Origin of the sequence: Vibrio sp. 1CM23M, from assembly GCF_023161755.1 — a bacterium.
Lineage (GTDB): Bacteria > Pseudomonadota > Gammaproteobacteria > Enterobacterales > Vibrionaceae > Vibrio > Vibrio coralliirubri.
Map to the genome: position 1 here is coordinate 412,676 of NZ_JALNTR010000001.1, position 15,686 is coordinate 428,361.

Sequence of the window (15,686 nt, forward strand, 5' to 3'; positions counted from 1 at the left end):
TTGACGCCCCAAAATTAAGGTACTATCTATGAACTTCGCTATTGAATATACATCGGCTTACTTTTCACACTTGGTGATCACACCACGCAAGAAAGTACTAAAACATAGCCTTGTATCGGTTCAAAGTGGCTTGGTTTTGATCAAACTGGGTAAGCAAGAGTACGCTGTTGAACCTGGCCAAAGCGTTTGGATTCCCTTTGACTGCTTAACTTCGTTGACTTACTTCCCAAACACTCAAATTAGCCGTGTCGACTTTTCTGTACGTTTGACGGATTCATTCCCAAGACAAGCGGGGTACATTACGCAAACTAACCTCTCTTCGGCACTATTAGAAAAGCTAGAGCAGACCAAAGCTCGCGCTTCCAATGCCAATAATACGGAACAAGCGTTTAAAGATATGCTTTCTGTATTGAAGCAAGAAGTGCTGTCGTTTAAACCACTGCTTTGCGAAAGTGCGCTTTCTCAGCGATTCAATCAATGGAACATTGATGATTCAAACCTACCACAAGAGCACACTCTGGTGATGGTGATGCGAGAAGCAAAGAAACGTATGCAGTCAGGCCAAAAACGTTCACTTGTGATTGATGATCTGTTCTCAGGTAAAGAGGAAGAGTTCGAGCAACTGTGTATGCTTGTTTTTGGTGAAGATTTATAGCTTGGCGGTAAGTGAGAGTTGGTATTTAAACTAATAAGCCAGATACTAAAAAGCCGCAAAAACTGAGTTTTTGCGGCTTTTTTAATTCTTAGTGTTTTTACATAGATAGCAATCTATCTATGTCACTACCTGTCTAAAATGGCAATTCAACCTGCATCATTAGGTCGGCGTCACGTGAGTCATGCCAACGATAATCAAAGCGCATACGCGGCTGCCCTTCTACTTTCTCACCAAAACCGATGCTGAGTTGAAGACCATGATTCATCAACCACTCTTCCGTCGACATATCATACTGCTCGTCTTCCAGATCTTCGGGAAACCACATCCCCAAACCTACATAGTTTGATTCAATGCTTTGTGTCAGTAGTGGTGCGTCTTTACTTTGAAGAACCCAATCAGACCAATAATCAGGTGTACTTTCTGGTTCATCATCGCTCAGCCCACTGATTTCCATCATACGTTGGCCAAAAGACTCGATACTCGAAGAAAAGTCCAAGCAATTATCGTCACTAGAAGTCAGCATGATCGAATCTAAGCTAAAAAAGTCACATTCAGCGTATGCAGGCATACTGCATGCTGTTATCAACAACGTCGCTGGTATCGCGCTCTTTAGCATAGTCCTCTGACCTCTTGATTAGTGAACTTACATTATCTTATACAGTCCACTATCTTGCAACATCTTTGTAACTGACTTTGTACTCAGTTTTGCAACATCGCTTCCACTTATCAGTGCATTACGTATGTCTGTGCTGCGAATTTTCACTTTTTCAGGGCAAGCCATTACAGACCACTGCTCGGTAATCTCATCTGATTTATAGAAAGATGAGAACTTAAAGAAGTTATCTGGGCCAATAACAAACGTCAGTTCAGCGTCACGATGTAACTTTTGAAGCTCACTGAGCACCGCATAAGTCGTGACGCTTTCACCTGGGGTAAATAGGCTCTTTTCGATCAAAGAAAGCTCCACTTGATCCAGTGAAAGATCGCTAATAAATGCGTTAACTAACTGACATCTCGTATCAAAGTCTAGCATCTCTTTTCCCCAAGCATGGGCAATACTTGGAACGAGTAGAATTCTGTCAAAGTGAGCCAACGAATCAATCACACTTTTGTGCCCTAAGCTCGGCGGATTAAACGCACTACCGAAAATGGCTATTTTTTCCATTATTAATTACTGCCTTCTCTTTCTAAGCTTGTGCAAAGAGGTTTTTAAATCGGATGATTTAGGTATGATAACACTAGATTTTTAATTTGCTTGCAGGAAAGGAATACGAATGGAACAGTTAATTCGTGACGAAATGCGCGTACTACCTTCAATTGACCCTCACTTCGAAGTGACTCGTCGTGTGGACTTTATCAAAACGAAACTTCAGCAGTCAGGCTGCAAGTCTCTGATCCTTGGTATCAGTGGCGGTGTGGATTCGACAACTTGTGGCCGCTTAGCACAAATGGCCGTTGATAGCCTAAATGAAAGCGCTGGTAGCAACGACTACCAATTCATCGCGGTTCGCCTGCCTTACGGTGAACAAAAAGATGAAGACGAAGCGCAACTTGCTCTGTCTTTCATTCAGCCTTCTCAATCTGTTTCTGTAAACATTAAAGCGGGTGTTGATGGGCTTCACGCTGCATCTCACGTTGCTCTAGAAGGCACTGGCCTGCTACCAACAGATACAGCAAAAATCGACTTTGTGAAAGGCAATGTGAAAGCTCGCGCTCGCATGATCGCACAATACGAAATTGCAGGTTACGTTGGCGGCCTTGTCATCGGTACTGACCACTCAGCGGAAAACATTACTGGCTTCTACACCAAGCACGGTGACGGCGCATGTGATTTAGCACCTTTGTTCGGCCTGAACAAGCGTCAAGTTCGTGAACTAGCAGCAACACTGGGCGCTCCAGAGCTACTGGTTAAGAAAGTACCAACCGCTGATCTAGAAGAGCTTGACCCACAGAAAGCCGATGAAGCAGCATTGAACCTTTCTTACGATCAGATCGATGATTTCCTTGAAGGCAAAGCCGTTTCTCAAGACGTATCCGATCGCTTAGTGAGCATCTACAAAGCAACACAGCACAAGCGTCAACCAATCCCAACGATCTACGATTAATTCGTTTTTGAATTAGTCTCAGAATCAAAAAGGCCGGAAGCTCATTCACGAACTTCCGGCCTTTTCTATTTAGTGCTTTTCCTTTTGACCGAACGCGTCGTTAATCCACAACTTCGATATCGGTTTGAGGCACACTGCAACACGCCAGTATCTGACCCATATTGCGTTCATGTTCTTGCAATGCAGGCACATCCGGTTGGTGAACTTGCCCTGACTCAAGGGTCACTTTACAAGCACCACAAAAACCTGCACGGCAACTTGAAGCGATAGACACACCGGCCGACTCCGCTTGCTCTAGCAGGGTTGATTGGTTATTACCTTCGAACAAGTAGCCATTAACACTTAACTGCAGTTGCTTCATCGCCTCTTCGGTAGACTGAGCAACACCAAACGCTTCTTGATGATAATGCTGAGGATTAAGCCCCATTTGAATCAGTAGTTTCTTGGCATTATCCATAAAGCCATCAGGGCCACACACGAAGGCTTGGCGCTTGTGTAACTCTTCAATTTTAGCGACATGAGACACGCTCAAACGTCCTGATAAACCATCCCACTCTTTTGTTGGTTGGCTTAATGAGTAAATCACATGTAAGCCTGGATGTTCATTGGCAATTTGATCGATCTCCGCTTGATAAGGGATATCTTCTTCGCTGCTACATTGATGATAGAAAACCACATCATCAATCTGGCCATGGTCGGCTAAATAACGAAGCATCGACAACATTGGCGTAATGCCGCTACCCGCAGACAAAAGCAGTAGTGGATGCTTAGGGTTTTGTTCTAAATAGAAAGCACCATCTGGATTTTGAGCAACAAGCGTGTCACCGACTTGGAAATGATCATTGAGCCAGTTTGAGATTTGACCATCGTCCACTCGTTTTACAGAAATCGCCAAACGACCTGCGCGTGAAGGACTAGAAGATAGCGTGTAACGACGAGACACTTTTTCGCCATTAATCACCATTTCAATCGGTAGATGTTGCCCTGGCTGATAGCTTGGTAATGAATGGTTCTCTTTCGCTGGCTCTAACCAGAACGTCGTGAAGTCGCGAGCGATCTCTTCACGCTCGACGCAAGTTAAGTGCAGTGACTCTACCCAAGTGTCTTCGTAGTGTTCTTTCTCTTTGGTTTCAAGTACCTCAACCACATCACCCGCTTTCACCAGACCTTCATTTTTCGCCACTAGATTCTGACCAAAGAAAACACCACCACGTTCATTAGCTCTGAATGTAGAAAAGGTATTGAGCGGCTCTTTTGTTGATCTAAATTCGCCACTCTCAACATCGACTGTCGTCAGGATACAGCGCTCACAAGGCTTCACCGCTTCGAATTCAACCTCACCAATTCGGATACGCTTCCAGCCGTCTTCGGCAAAGGCTTCTGTATTTGAAACAACAAAGTTGGTGCGGAACTGATCCATTGAATGGGTTTCAGGGCTGCGGCGATTGAGCTCATCTAGAGAGGCTTGGCTGATCACCAACATTGGATAGCCGTCAGCGAAACTGACATTCTGACCAAGCTTTTCTCGAACACGATTTGATTGCTCACCACAGAACAGCAGCTCTACGCGAACACCAAGTACATCGCTGAACCAATCATCCGCCTCGTCGTTGGTGGTATACGCAGTGAAGCTGTCTTTCCACACTGTTGCAGGCGCTTCTTGCATCTTGAAGTTTGCATATTTCAGGCGCAGCGGCTCTTTACCTTCGTAAGCAAAAATCAAACCGTCTGGCTGCAAGCTTGAAGACACCTTGACCATTTTAGGGTACTTACGCGCCGTCACCATTGAGCCGTCAGCCAACGCCAACATAAAACGTCTGTCGAAGGTAAGACCCTGTTTTTCGACCCAAGCAGAAGAGAGTGCAATCCCACCTACTGATTTAACCGGAAACACGTTGATTTGAGATAAGGAAGGAGCTTGCTCTGAAGCCTTTCGATCTATAGGTGACTGCGACATAACGATTCCAATGTTTTGTTGTTTGTCCCAATGCTAACAAATGGTTATAAATAGATAAACTGGCAGGCATTAAACACTTGATACTAAGCTAATATCTTGAGATGTTTAAATCACTGCCTTGTATACATTAAGACAGCAATGCATTAACACTCTCCATACGTTCTATAATGTGAACACGGTTATCGCATTGAACTTTCATTGAATAAAAAGGATTTATCATGAACAAACTCGTCATTATCATTTTATGTGTACTGCTTCCGCCTGTTGGTGTGTTCTTCGCTCGTGGCGCAGGTAAAGATTTGCTGATTAACATCGTCCTGACCTTCTTCTTCTGGGTACCAGGAATGATCCACGGGCTTTGGGTGGCGACTCGATAGCTCGTCCTCAAAATTAAATACCGAATAAAATACGAAGAAAAACAAGCTCCTAACCCTGAAGAGTTAAAAATAGGATGAAATGAAAGTGCTTTTCCACTATCATCCTGTCGCCTAAACGTAAGCGATTGCTTTCACAGATTTCGCCGAGTTTAGGCTCCAACTACATAACACTTCAAATGGTGGGAGCCTTCAATGACACAACTTACGATTACTCGTCCTGACGACTGGCACGTTCATCTACGCGATGGCGAAGTATTAAAAGATACAGTGCGCGATATCAGCCGCTACAATGGTCGAGCGTTAATCATGCCAAACACCATCCCACCGGTAACCGATACCGAAATGGCTTTAGCTTACCGTGAACGCATCATGGCAGAGCAGCCAAGCGAGCAATTCCAGCCTCTAATGGCACTTTACCTGACAGACAACACAACACCTGAAGAAATTCGCAAAGCGAAAGAGTCTGGTGCAGTAGTGGCAGCAAAGCTTTACCCAGCGGGTGCGACGACTAACTCTGATTCAGGTGTAACGTCAGCACAAAAGATTTACCACGTGTTAGAAGCAATGCAAGAAGTGGATATGTTGCTACTGGTTCATGGTGAAGTAACCAGTCACGATGTTGATATTTTCGACCGTGAGAAACAGTTCTTAGACACAGTGCTAGCACCGATTGTGAACGACTTCCCTAACCTAAAGATTGTTCTTGAGCACATCACAACCGCTGATGCAGCAAACTTCGTTAAAAACGCGAACGACAACGTAGCAGCAACCATCACCGCTCACCACCTGCTTTACAACCGCAACCACATGTTGGTTGGCGGCATTAAGCCACACTTCTACTGCCTTCCTATTCTGAAGCGTAACACGCACCAATTAGCGCTTATCGAAGCTGCAACAAGCGGTAGCAAGAAGTTCTTCTTGGGTACAGACTCAGCACCACACGCAAAAGGTGCAAAAGAGTCAGCATGTGGTTGTGCGGGTTCTTACACAGCGCACGCTGCCGTTGAACTGTACGCAGAAGTGTTCGACTTAGAAGGTAAGATTGAGAACCTAGAAGCGTTTGCAAGCCACAACGGCCCTGACTTCTACGGTATTCCACGTAACACGGACACCATCACTCTTGTTAAAGAAGAGTGGAACGTTGCTGAAACCATGCCTTTCGGTTCAGACATCGTTGTACCAATCCGTGGCGGTGAGACGATTGCTTGGTCTGTAAAGTAAACGCTTAATCGGTAAATAAGCGCTTATATTGCAAAATAAGAGCGTGGTGTTAATTAAACACGACCCATTAGATTAAAAGGGGCACCATAATGATTATGGTGCCCCTTTTTCGTTTCGTGGAGATATGGTTTTATTAAGACCAATAATGAGCGATTACTTACCGCGAATTTTTCCAATCACCGTCCAAACTGCAACGACGATCAGTCCAGCTAAGACACCGATAACACCGTTCAATAGCGTTGGAACCACCGCTGTCGCTATCGTATGTCCACGAAAATCCATAATAATCGGCTCAATTAAGTGATGAATCGCAGGAACATTGTGCACCACAATGCCGCCGCCAACCAAAAACATCGCTGCGGTGCCGACCACAGCAAGCGTCTTCATTAACTTGGGCGCAAACGCGACTAGCCCATTACCCAATTGGGTTTTAATGCCACTGCCATTCGATGTTCGCTGCAGATAGAAACCTAAATCGTCCAACTTAACGATCCCTGCCACTAAGCCATAAACACCAATCGTCATCACAACCGCAATTAAACTCACGACAAGAATCTGAGTAAGGATACTTGTACCCGTCACGGTGCCCAGTGCTATCACGATGATTTCCGCGGATAGTATGAAATCGGTACGAATCGCGCCTGCGACCTTTCTCTTCTCATATTCCTCTATGGATTCACCAGTACTTGTGTCCTCTCCCTTTTCAGCCTCTTTATGAGCATGAGGAAAGAGCTTCTCTAAGATTTTCTCGGCACCTTCAAAACAAAGAAACAGACCACCAATCAAAAGCAAAGGCATGATCAGCCAAGGAATGAAGGCACTGATCAACAATGCCGCGGGTACCAAAATCAGCTTGTTTTTAAATGAGCCTTTTGCAACCGCCCACACTACTGGGATTTCTCGTTCAGCAGAAACACCGGATACCTGCTGAGCATTCAGCGCTAAATCATCCCCCAACACACCAGCGGTTTTTTTCGCTGCGACCTTAGACATCAGTGCGACATCATCCAACACGGTTGCAATGTCATCCAGTAGCGTTAATAAACTTGCTCCAGCCATTTTATGGTCTCTTTTAAGGGATTAAACAATTGATAAAATGTAACACCATCAATCCACTCATCAAAGTTATGAGTCTGTAAAAAATAGAGTCACAGGTTGTGTTTTCTATTGCCGTCTCTGCTAGACAGGACTAGTCTGTCTTCATCTTTCGCGAACATAAAAGAAGAAGTATAGATGAAAAGTGAATACTCCTACCCAATTGGTAAGCCAGGACAAAAATGGCAAGAAGCAGAACGTCAAGCATGGTTCGCTCAAAGAACCGTTAAGCGTGAATACCAGCAAGAAGTCGTGCCAAAAATCCAAACATTGGCAGACCGCTTTGACATCGAGCAATACGGCGCACTGAGCTACGATGAAGCTCGTTTCCCGCTTTTTGCAATCAAAAGCAAAAACTGGGACGCATCAAAACCGACGATCCTTGTAACAGGTGGTGTTCACGGTTACGAAACCAGTGGTGTGCATGGCGCGATAAAATTCGCCGCAACTCAAGCGGAACAATACTCAACGCACTTCAACATTGTAGTAGCACCTTGTGTAAGCCCTTGGGGTTACGAAGTGATTAACCGTTGGAACCCAAATGCTGTTGATCCAAACCGCTCTTTCTATGACGGTACGCCAGCAGAAGAATCAGCAAACCTACGTGCGTTAGTCGCTTCTTTACCAGAAGTCTTGGTTCACGTTGATCTACACGAAACGACAGATTCTGACGAAACAGAATTTCGACCAGCACTCGCAGCACGTGATGGTATTGAGTACATTGAAGGTATGATTCCAGACGGCTTCTACACAGTTGGCGATACTGAAAATCCACAGCCAGAATTCCAAGCGGCGGTGATTGCTTCAGTAGAAAAAGTAACGCACATTGCGCCAGCAGATGCAGACGGCAAGATCATTGGTTCTGAAGTTACCCAACATGGTGTGATTAACTACCCAATGAAGAAGCTTGGCTTATGTGGCGGTGTGACTGACTGTAAGTACGGTACAACCACAGAGGTTTACCCGGACAGCGATAAAGTGACAGACGAAGAGTGTAATGACGCTCAGGTTGCAGCGGTAGTCGGTGCTTTGGATTACGTTATTCAGCACGAACTGAACGCGTAAGCTATTAGCTAAAGCTGCTCCCTAAAACTAAAAAGAGCCATAAGTGACGATTCACTTGTGGCTCTTTTTTTGTCTTTTCTACTTGTCTTTGATTTCTTCTTGGGCATAAAAAAGCTCCCTTGCACATAGTACAAGAGAGCTTTGAAATAACACTGAAAAAGGAGTAATTAGCGAACTATATACTCCCCATACTCGATTACTTTATTTAGCGGTTTCACTAACGTTTTCTTGTCCTTTATCTACTTCAGTCAGTAGACCTTTCAACAAGCTAAAACAGCCAATAAGAAGAATGATCGTAAACGGCAGTGCAGCAATGATCGTTATCGATTGCAGTGCTTGGATAGATTGAGTACCACCAATCCACAACATCACCATTGCGATAGCACCTGAGATAACCGCCCAAACCACTTTCTGTTTAACAGGAACTTCAAGCTTACCGCCCGCCGTCATGCCATCGATAACGATAGAACCTGAGTCTAGTGTTGTAACGAAGAACACGATGATCAGTGCTACAGCGATAACCGATAGAATGCTACCAAACGGGTAAGCGTCTAGCATGTAGAACAAGCTTAGAGATACGTCTGTGATGCCTTGGTCGAGGCCAAGTTGTCCCACATGGTTAATTACTTGCTCGATAGCCACGCCACCGAAGATCGACATCCAAGCCGACGTTACCAATGTTGGGATAATCAGTACGCAAAGTAGGAACTCGCGAACCGTACGGCCCTTAGAAATGCGCGCTACGAACATACCGAAGAATGGTGCATACGCAACCCACCATGCCCAGTAGAACACTGTCCAGCCATGCAGCCATGTTGTATCTTCACGGCCAGAGCTTTGGCTCAAAGCTACGATATTTTTCACATAGCCCGTTGCCGCAGTCGCGACAGAATCAAGCACTGTCGTAAAGTTCAATACAGCGATAAGACCGAGGAATACGAACGCAATAACCATGTTTAGGTTACTTAGGAACTTAACACCACCGTCCATACCACGTAGCACAGAGATGATCGCTAAGCCCATGATCAGAACGATGATAGATTGCTGAAGGAAGATGTTGTTATCCAAGCCAAACACGTGGCTGATACCACTTGCTGCTTGTGTACCACCTAAGCCTAGTGAAGTCGCCAGGCCAAACAGAGTAACCAGTACCGTTAGTACGTCGATCACATCACCGGTTTTACCCCACACTCGCTCACCCAAAATTGGGTAGAACACAGAACGCATTGATAGCGGTAAGCCTTTGTTGTAAACAAAATATGCAAGGCAAAGTGCCGTCATGCCATAGATAGCCCAGGCATGGAAGCCCCAGTGGAATACGGTCGCACCGAGTGCCAGTTCACGGCCGGCTGCCGTAAAAGGTTCTGCATCGAGTGGCGTTCCGAACCAGTTGGTGAAGAACGCGGTTGGCTCTGCAACACCCCAGAAAATAAGTCCAATACCCATACCCGCAGCGAATAACATCGCAATCCAAGATGACATTGAATAATCCGCAGTTGCATCTTCGCCACCTAAGCGAACTTTACCTAAAGGTGAGAATGCAAGAATAACGGCAAAAACTAACATGATGTTGGCTCCCCACATAAAGAGGAAGTCAAACTTTGACAAAACAGCACCCTTGATAGAATCAATCGCAGCTTTGGCATCTGCAGGAGGAAGAGCAAGAAGAGTGATGATGAAGAGAAGAGATAAGCCTACTGAGGCTACGAAGACTGTGTTATGGACATCCATGCCCCATTTACTGACGTTATCTTGACCAACTTGATAGTCAGTAGAATCAATACTGTATTTTTTTGATTTAAAACTCATAAATTATGATGTTCGCATATCCGAATCAACGAATATAAGGACGCTCTCCGTATCCAATTACTACTTGATTGGCTCGCCGAACCGCCTAAATAAAAGGCAATAAAAATCACAATAATTAGTGACAAATGGACTTACTGGCTCAATCCCAAGGCGCGTATTATAGCACAGCTCAAAGCATTTTGACTGAGTTTTAGCTCAATAGTCAGCCAAACCACCGATGATAGTGATAGTTAAACCAATAAAAACAGAATAAAATAAAAGAGCAAAAACCTTTAAATACAACAATTTAAAATAAAATATCACACCGTAAAATCTCATTCAAACTTTCTAAAGATAAATTTAACAACAGCCTAATTTATTTATAGCTCTAATAAAAAAGCCCCGCTATAGGGGCGGGGAAATTACCAAAGGTAAAAGAGAAATGGATATTAGCACTGCGTACTGCAGCGCTCGATATTAGAGTGCGAAACAAAATCCAAGATTGTAGTCATCACCATTTTTCGCGGTGAACTCTTTGTCTTCACTTGATGCGTTTGGTCGGCCGCTTTCGTCGCCTTTTACTAGACTCACCCAGTGTCGGATTCCAGAAGAAATGCTTGCGTCTGTTTGGCCGAAGGTAGTGCATGTCTCTAGTTGGATATCTTCAATATCAACAAGCTCTAGATTACCTGTACCTTTTCGAGCACCAATCGTCACTTCAACGTGCGTACCACTTTCATCACGGAATAGGATTGCTGAAGGCTTAGATTTATCACCTGTGTAAGCTACAAAGTGCTTAGCACGTTTCAGGCCTGTATGTTCGCCATTTTTGAAGTAAACCTGAACATGTCGGTAGTCAATCTCGTAGCTCACTACATCTTCATGCGAACCTGTCTCTAGAGGAAATAGAGTATCAAGCAACTGTTTCGCCATTATTTGTTTTTCGACTTGCTTGTCTGCTTTCACCATTTCGACGGCAAAGACAGCTTCAGCAATAAATGTTGAATGGTTTCTGTGAAGTTCTGTTTTGTCTAGTGTCAGCATATTCATAGTCTATCCCTCGTACGGCTTTAAGTTTCATTTAGGTCAAACATCCCAATTGACCCTTTTCAGATTTGTTCTTTACTGCGTGGTTTCCATGTTTTTCATACTACTGTTATTTCTGAAACAATTTCACAACAAAAATTACACAGTGTGAATTTTACTAAATTGCTTTTTTACACACTCCTATTTTTAGGGGTAAAATGAGTATTAAGTTATTAATTTAAATAGACTTACACTCACCACACCCTCACTTTTACGTCTTGTTTGAATTTGTGTAATAACCCACCCCAACCAACTTATTGTCGATCACTCGATAGTAAGTGTGCTTGGTTTCCACTTTGCTCGACAGCGGGTTTAACCATCGATAGGTGTAAACACCTCGGCCATTTTCTTTGGCAAGGTTCAACATCTCAGTAAGAATCGGCTTATCGTCAGGACTTAGGATTTCGTTGTGTGATCGCCCCACAAGCTCAGGAGACACACCATGTGCGAGCAGTTTTCCAGAGCTCATATCCATCACAAACACATACAAATCCCCTTCGACAAAACTGCCTTCAGCGTCATTAAACTCAGCAAGGCTCTGTTGTTCAGACTCCACTATCGCGGTCATCGCTCTCGCCAGTAGGTTCTTAGCCTCGGCCGCACTGGAACGCTCTGGGTAAAAGCCCACAGCAACAATCACATCTCCAACACGCTCAAAGAAAGTGGTTTTCGGCTCCCCCATGCGATCAGTTGGGTTGGTCCAGTGATACTTAACTTCACCAAAGCCGTTGTGAACCGCTTTAGTGATCATTTCACGGAAAAAAGGATTGCCGTAAACATCTTGGGTATCCAACACACTGTCGCCCACCAACACCATCGAAGAGCCGCCACTGGCAAGGAATTGGCCATCAATACCTAGAGCAAACACATAGAGCTCACCGTCTATATAGTCGGCATCACTCATGAAGTCTTTCACACTGTCGTCACCTTCTTTTTGAACGTGCACCACCGCTTTCGCAAGCAAGGTTTTGGCTCTTCTTTCAGCGTCACTGACCACATGTGGCTCAGAAATATCGAGCACATTGACTGGCTTAACCTCTTTCTCGACTTCTGAATGCTCTGCACGTAATCCAATGCCGCTGACCACAGCAAACAAGGCACAGCCAATAAGGATTATTCTGGATAGATTCATCGTTGTGTCTCCTAATAGCCGACTAAGGACGGTAGCCAAAGCGTGATTTGTGGGAAGAAAGCAATAACGAAAACGCCTACGACAGATGCAAGTACAAAGGGATGGATCTTCGCGGTGATCTGCTCGACCGTAGAGCCACCAATCCCCGAGGCGACAAAGATATTTTCACCGAGCGGTGGTGTGGCAAAACCTATCGAGAGCGTACACACCACCACGATACCAACGTGGGTAGGATCGGCGCCCAGCATGTACATGATTGGCAGCAGAACAGGCACAATGATCATGATCGCCGCCAAGGTTTCCATGAACATGCCGATGAACAGCAGCAAGGTAATCGTTAACGCCCACACCATGTACATGTTGTCGGTGAAACTGAGTAATGATTCCGCCACAACAACTGGGATTTTTTGCTCAATCAATAGACGTCCGAACACGGTAGCAGCAAAAAGGATTAACAATACACGTCCGGTGATCCATGTGGTGGTCGACAGAGATTTCATCACGCTTTTGAACGACAACTCTCGGTGAATAAACACACCCACAAATAGCGAATAAAAAATCGCCACAACCGCAGACTCTGTAGGTGTGAACATACCGCTGTAGATACCACCAAGAATCAGGAATGGCGCTAATATCGACCATAAACCGCGACGCAAGTAATGCCTTACATCACCAAACGACCATGTTTCGGTTAACCCTTTATAGCCTTCACGCTTAGCAATAAAATAGTTAGTGACCACTAGCGTCGACGCCATAATGAAACCCGGCACAACCCCAGCAACAAACAGTTTTGGAATAGACAAAGAAGCAAACTGCCCATGCTGAGCAATGGCTTCGGGCGGTGCCATTAAGCCCATCGCAGAAATGCCAAAAATAACTAAGGGAATAGATGGCGGAATGATGATTCCCAAGCCCCCGGATGCGGCCGTTACTGCCGATGCGTAGCTCTTATCGTAGTCACGCTTAACCATCGCGGGCACCATTAGCATGCCCACCGCTGCGGTTGTTGCAGGGCCAGAACCCGAGATAGCGCCAAAGAAAAGACACGCCATAACCGTTGCCGCGCCAAGGCCACCCGTTACTGGGCCGGCTAAACTTTCAGCGATATCCACCAGACGTTTGGAGATCCCCGCCGCCTCCATTAGTGCACCAGCAAGAACAAAGGCTGGCAGCGCCATTAATGGGAAGTTACCCACCGAAGTAAACGCAATTTGTACCAAAGCGATGGGATTTTTGTCGAGCAACATATAGGCCGCCATTGAAGCGCCGGCCAGTGATACCGTGATTGGTGCACCCAGAATTAACAGGGTTAAGAAGCCACCAAATAAAATTAGAGTTAAATAGGATTCCATTATTACATCTCTCTATTACGACTTTCTCTGTGATGACTACTGCGCTGACTTTTGTGCCGTCATTTTTCGCAGCTCTTTGACTTCTGGATCTTCGTTGGTTGCGCCTTTGAATAAACGCTCGTAGTTGTTCCAGATAATCCGAATCATCATTAGGGAAAACGCGATAGGTAAAATCATGTAGAAATACTTCATCGGGATGCCTGTGGTTTGAGATTTCCAAAACAGATTCATTTTGTTAAACACGAAGTCGTAACTGAGGTAAACAAAGTAACCGTTGAAGCAGAGCCATAAGAAGTCAGCGATGGTTTCGCTAACGGTTTGCACGATTGGAGGAAAGAATTTGAAGTGAAAGCTCACTCGGTTATGGGCCGACATTTTGGCCGCTACAACCGCTCCCAAGTAAGCAAACCAAACGAACATGTAAGTGGCCACTTCATCACCCCAAGGTATGGAGTAATCAAAGAACTGACGAGTAATGATTTGTGTGAACAGCAATAGGACAAAGCTTGCGAGCAGCAAACAACATGTATATTCCTCAATGTTGTTAAGGTGCTTTTTTATTGTTTTAGCGACTGACATATAACCTCCAATGTTGATTTCCACATGACAACCAGTCGCTCACGGTCCTAAAAAGATCAGGTACAGAACAGATCAACAAGTAAAGCCATGTAAATGCCCTATCTCACTGTTCTATCGCTAGGTGATTAAGTAGCGGAGAACAGCAGATAGGGCGAATCTAATCGTTACTTTCTACCTAGTAACTCAAGAACGTCGTCTAGCTTGTCTTTGCCTCCAATGCTTGAGTAGAACTTAGGCCAAACTGACTTAGTCACCTTGTTGATCCACTCTTGCTCGTTATCTGCTGGGTCGGTGAAGACCATGCCTTTCGCTTGTAGTTCTTCACGGATTTTGTTTTCAGTATTCTCTAGATAAGCAAAGCTGTGCTCTGTCGCTTCCTGACCCGCTTCAAGAATGATCTTTTGCATCTCTGGAGTCTGTTGTTGGAAGACAGTTTCACTGACGATTAGCGGCTCAAGCGAGAAGATGTAGCGAATGTTGGTCACGTACTTTTGTACTTCATTGAACTTCATCGCATGCACAGTGATGTAAGGGTTGTCTTGACCATCAACCACGCCTTGTTGCAGGCCAGTAAAGGTCTCTGACCATGCCATCGGCGTTGGGTTTACACCCCATGCTTGATAAGATGCGATCATGATTTCGTTACGCGGAACACGAATCACTAGCCCTTTAAGATCTTCTGGCGAAGCGACTGGCTTTTTCGAATTAGTCAAAACCCTAAAGCCTGAATAAGCCCAACCAACGATGCGAACACCAGCATCACGAATCGTATTATCGACGAGGTCTTGGCCGACTTGGCCTTGAGTCAGTAGAACCGCTTCTTCTGCGCTTTGAATCACGTAAGGCATGGTCAATAGACCAACAGTTGGAGAGAAAGGGGTTACGTTGTTGATCGCCAGTACAGAGAAGTCGAGAAGACCGATTGCCGCATCGTTGACAGTGTCTTGCTCATTGCCTAATTGACCATTCGGGAACAGATCGATTTTTACTTTACCGTCTGTTTTTTGCTCCATCAGTTCAGAAAACGATGTCGCCAATTCCCACTGCGTACCACCAGCAGCATCGCCGATAGCCATTTTAAAATTCGCTGCTGCCGCGGTATGAGATAACACCGCTGTTGCTACAATGGTGACACCAGCAATAATTTTATTTTTAATAAATTTCATAGTCTTAACCTTTCCTATCGTACAGACTTCCTGCCTGTACTTTGCTCACAAGGTGACCTGGTACAACTTTCCCGGTCGTAGTTCTATTTCCCTATTTTGGAAACAATG

Annotated in this window: 15 protein-coding genes; 5 read left to right on the forward strand and 10 right to left on the reverse strand. The window is 45.0% G+C overall.

The window, feature by feature from the left end; genetic code table 11:
• Window positions 1-28: 28 nt before the first annotated feature.
• Window positions 29-655, forward strand: coding sequence for a hypothetical protein (locus MSG35_RS01730; RefSeq protein ID WP_048661092.1), 627 nt, complete (start codon window positions 29-31; stop codon window positions 653-655).
• A gap of 133 nt (window positions 656-788) precedes the next feature.
• Here the strand turns inward: MSG35_RS01730 and MSG35_RS01735 are convergent, their stop codons facing one another.
• Both MSG35_RS01735 and MSG35_RS01740 read right to left on the reverse strand, forming a co-directional pair.
• Window positions 789-1,271, reverse strand: a complete 483-nt coding sequence (locus tag MSG35_RS01735; protein WP_248382610.1) for a hypothetical protein — start codon at window positions 1,269-1,271, stop codon at window positions 789-791.
• A gap of 27 nt (window positions 1,272-1,298) precedes the next feature.
• On the reverse strand, window positions 1,299-1,820 hold the full coding sequence (locus MSG35_RS01740) for a nicotinate-nicotinamide nucleotide adenylyltransferase (protein ID WP_248382611.1): 522 nt from the start codon (window positions 1,818-1,820) through the stop codon (window positions 1,299-1,301).
• Between the two features lie 109 nt (window positions 1,821-1,929).
• Here MSG35_RS01740 and nadE point away from each other — a divergent pair, with 109 nt between their 5' ends.
• A complete protein-coding gene (gene nadE, locus MSG35_RS01745; RefSeq protein WP_248382612.1) occupies window positions 1,930-2,760 on the forward strand; it encodes an ammonia-dependent NAD(+) synthetase in 831 nt (276 codons plus the stop codon).
• A 100-nt stretch (window positions 2,761-2,860) separates the two neighbouring features.
• Here nadE and MSG35_RS01750 read toward each other — a convergent pair whose 3' ends face one another.
• The gene (locus MSG35_RS01750; protein WP_248382613.1) at window positions 2,861-4,717 is read right to left on the reverse strand and encodes a hybrid-cluster NAD(P)-dependent oxidoreductase; all 1,857 of its coding nucleotides are present in this window, start codon (window positions 4,715-4,717) and stop codon (window positions 2,861-2,863) included.
• A 218-nt stretch (window positions 4,718-4,935) separates the two neighbouring features.
• On the opposite strand from MSG35_RS01750, the gene MSG35_RS01755 reads away from it, so the two are divergent.
• Both MSG35_RS01755 and pyrC read left to right on the forward strand, forming a co-directional pair.
• On the forward strand, window positions 4,936-5,094 hold the full coding sequence (locus MSG35_RS01755) for a YqaE/Pmp3 family membrane protein (RefSeq protein WP_008215717.1): 159 nt from the start codon (window positions 4,936-4,938) through the stop codon (window positions 5,092-5,094).
• Between the two features lie 192 nt (window positions 5,095-5,286).
• Window positions 5,287-6,315, forward strand: a complete 1,029-nt coding sequence (gene pyrC / locus MSG35_RS01760) for a dihydroorotase (protein ID WP_248382614.1) — start codon at window positions 5,287-5,289, stop codon at window positions 6,313-6,315.
• 153 nt (window positions 6,316-6,468) lie between these two features.
• On the opposite strand, the gene MSG35_RS01765 is transcribed toward pyrC, so the two are convergent.
• A complete protein-coding gene (locus MSG35_RS01765; RefSeq protein WP_248382615.1) occupies window positions 6,469-7,374 on the reverse strand; it encodes a DUF808 domain-containing protein in 906 nt (301 codons plus the stop codon).
• Window positions 7,375-7,548: 174 nt separating this feature from the next.
• Here MSG35_RS01765 and MSG35_RS01770 point away from each other — a divergent pair, with 174 nt between their 5' ends.
• Window positions 7,549-8,475: a M14 family metallocarboxypeptidase gene (locus tag MSG35_RS01770; RefSeq protein ID WP_248382616.1), complete on the forward strand. Its 927-nt coding sequence runs from the start codon at window positions 7,549-7,551 to the stop codon at window positions 8,473-8,475.
• A gap of 201 nt (window positions 8,476-8,676) precedes the next feature.
• On the opposite strand, the gene MSG35_RS01775 is transcribed toward MSG35_RS01770, so the two are convergent.
• From MSG35_RS01775 to MSG35_RS01800, 6 genes are all read right to left on the reverse strand, one after another.
• The gene (locus tag MSG35_RS01775; RefSeq protein WP_248382617.1) at window positions 8,677-10,284 is read right to left on the reverse strand and encodes a BCCT family transporter; all 1,608 of its coding nucleotides are present in this window, start codon (window positions 10,282-10,284) and stop codon (window positions 8,677-8,679) included.
• Between the two features lie 456 nt (window positions 10,285-10,740).
• On the reverse strand, window positions 10,741-11,313 hold the full coding sequence (locus MSG35_RS01780; RefSeq protein WP_060980547.1) for a malate synthase: 573 nt from the start codon (window positions 11,311-11,313) through the stop codon (window positions 10,741-10,743).
• A gap of 247 nt (window positions 11,314-11,560) precedes the next feature.
• Window positions 11,561-12,481, reverse strand: a complete 921-nt coding sequence (locus MSG35_RS01785) for a cache domain-containing protein (protein WP_248382618.1) — start codon at window positions 12,479-12,481, stop codon at window positions 11,561-11,563.
• Window positions 12,482-12,492: 11 nt separating this feature from the next.
• Window positions 12,493-13,833 carry a TRAP transporter large permease gene (locus MSG35_RS01790; protein WP_017064290.1) on the reverse strand — a complete coding sequence of 447 codons (1,341 nt, stop codon included), beginning with the start codon at window positions 13,831-13,833 and terminating at the stop codon, window positions 12,493-12,495.
• Window positions 13,834-13,869: 36 nt separating this feature from the next.
• On the reverse strand, window positions 13,870-14,412 hold the full coding sequence (locus MSG35_RS01795; RefSeq protein ID WP_017097758.1) for a TRAP transporter small permease: 543 nt from the start codon (window positions 14,410-14,412) through the stop codon (window positions 13,870-13,872).
• A gap of 164 nt (window positions 14,413-14,576) precedes the next feature.
• Window positions 14,577-15,578 carry a TRAP transporter substrate-binding protein gene (locus MSG35_RS01800; RefSeq protein ID WP_048610683.1) on the reverse strand — a complete coding sequence of 334 codons (1,002 nt, stop codon included), beginning with the start codon at window positions 15,576-15,578 and terminating at the stop codon, window positions 14,577-14,579.
• Window positions 15,579-15,686 lie beyond the last annotated feature (108 nt).

Coding starts and splice junctions, on each gene's coding strand:
- pyrC (WP_248382614.1), top strand. CDS start 5,287: ATGACACAACTTACGATTACTCGTCCTGACGACTGGCACGTTCATCTA.
- MSG35_RS01755 (WP_008215717.1), top strand. CDS start 4,936: ATGAACAAACTCGTCATTATCATTTTATGTGTACTGCTTCCGCCTGTT.
- MSG35_RS01800 (WP_048610683.1), bottom strand. CDS start 15,578: ATGAAATTTATTAAAAATAAAATTATTGCTGGTGTCACCATTGTAGCA.
- MSG35_RS01765 (WP_248382615.1), bottom strand. CDS start 7,374: ATGGCTGGAGCAAGTTTATTAACGCTACTGGATGACATTGCAACCGTG.
- MSG35_RS01785 (WP_248382618.1), bottom strand. CDS start 12,481: ATGAATCTATCCAGAATAATCCTTATTGGCTGTGCCTTGTTTGCTGTG.
- MSG35_RS01770 (WP_248382616.1), top strand. CDS start 7,549: ATGAAAAGTGAATACTCCTACCCAATTGGTAAGCCAGGACAAAAATGG.
- MSG35_RS01790 (WP_017064290.1), bottom strand. CDS start 13,833: ATGGAATCCTATTTAACTCTAATTTTATTTGGTGGCTTCTTAACCCTG.
- MSG35_RS01795 (WP_017097758.1), bottom strand. CDS start 14,412: ATGTCAGTCGCTAAAACAATAAAAAAGCACCTTAACAACATTGAGGAA.
- MSG35_RS01730 (WP_048661092.1), top strand. CDS start 29: ATGAACTTCGCTATTGAATATACATCGGCTTACTTTTCACACTTGGTG.
- MSG35_RS01740 (WP_248382611.1), bottom strand. CDS start 1,820: ATGGAAAAAATAGCCATTTTCGGTAGTGCGTTTAATCCGCCGAGCTTA.
- nadE (WP_248382612.1), top strand. CDS start 1,930: ATGGAACAGTTAATTCGTGACGAAATGCGCGTACTACCTTCAATTGAC.
- MSG35_RS01750 (WP_248382613.1), bottom strand. CDS start 4,717: ATGTCGCAGTCACCTATAGATCGAAAGGCTTCAGAGCAAGCTCCTTCC.
- MSG35_RS01735 (WP_248382610.1), bottom strand. CDS start 1,271: ATGCTAAAGAGCGCGATACCAGCGACGTTGTTGATAACAGCATGCAGT.
- MSG35_RS01780 (WP_060980547.1), bottom strand. CDS start 11,313: ATGAATATGCTGACACTAGACAAAACAGAACTTCACAGAAACCATTCA.
- MSG35_RS01775 (WP_248382617.1), bottom strand. CDS start 10,284: ATGAGTTTTAAATCAAAAAAATACAGTATTGATTCTACTGACTATCAA.